The 1,090-nt window shown below is 65.9% G+C and carries 1 protein-coding gene; it reads left to right on the top strand.

The genetic code is table 11. The features are described from left to right. Positions 1–5: 5 nt before the first annotated feature. Positions 6–956 carry a transposase gene (locus G3T14_RS24230; RefSeq protein WP_348645346.1) on the top strand — a complete coding sequence of 317 codons (951 nt, stop codon included), beginning with the start codon at positions 6–8 and terminating at the stop codon, positions 954–956. The last annotated feature ends 134 nt before the right edge of the window (positions 957–1,090 follow it).

The raw sequence follows: 1,090 nt of genomic DNA, 5'->3' as shown, positions 1-1,090 counted from the left end.
TTAGGATCGTCGCGGACGGGCTGGTGGACGAGTTCAAGCGCCTGCTGCCGTGGCAACGCAAGACGCAGCGCGGCAACCTCGCTCTGCTGGTCGCCACCATGTTGGAGGTTCGCAGCGCCAATCTGATGGACCTCGCCGCTGCCCTGCCGCGCGATGCGGACCGCACCGACATGCGCTATCAATGGATCGCGCGCGTGCTGGGCAACGCGCTGATCGATCCCGACGCCGTGATGGCGCCTTTCGCTGCCGAGGTGCTGGCGCGGGCCGCTGCCGACCGGCGTGGTATCGTGCTGATCCTGGACCAGTCCAAGGTGTCTGACCGCCATCAGGTGCTGATGGTGGCGTTGCGACATGGCGAGCGCGCCCTTCCGCTCGCCTGGCGGGTCGAAACCACTGAAGGAGCGATCGGCTTCGGCACGCAGAAAGCTCTGCTCGACGCAGTGGCGCCCTGGATGCCGGCGGACGCCAAGATCTGCCTGATGGGCGATCGCTTTTACGGCACCGCGGATCTGATCTCTCTGTGCCAGGAGCGCGGCTGGAGTTACCGGCTTCGGCTCAAGGGCACGCTCACGGTGAAGGACCGAGCTGGTCGGACCACGACGGCGGCACGGGCCAAGGGCGAGATCCGCTATCTCGAGGACGTCGAACTCACGGCGCGGCGCGCCAAGACGCACATCGGCATCATCCGCGACCCAGGCCACGACCAGCCTTGGATCGTCGCCATGTCGGAGAAGCCCGGCTATCTCACCACGCTGGACTATTCCGGGCGCTGGGGGATCGAGCCGATGTTCTCCGACTTCAAGTCGCGCGGCTTCGGCGTCGAAAACACGCAGATCCAATACCCTGACCGGCTCGCCCGGCTGCTGCTCGTCATGGCTCTCGCCCTCTACAGCGCCGTCTCGACCGGCCTGTGGGACGAGGCCCACCATCCCACCCCCGCCGAAAAAAAGTTCTGAAGCGCCAGCCCGCCAAGGTGGCGCGGTCCAAGGTGTCCTGGTTCACCCGAGGGCTCAGACGCGTCGCCAAGCTCATGCAGGGTCTCCTCCCGCTGCCCCCGCTCTGGAAAACATAGAAACTGATAGATGGTCAG

The organism is Methylobacterium sp. BTF04, assembly GCF_010692745.1.
Taxonomy (GTDB): domain Bacteria; phylum Pseudomonadota; class Alphaproteobacteria; order Rhizobiales; family Beijerinckiaceae; genus Methylobacterium.
Note: the sequence above shows the minus strand (reverse complement) of the source record. Positions and strands in the feature narration are given on the sequence as shown.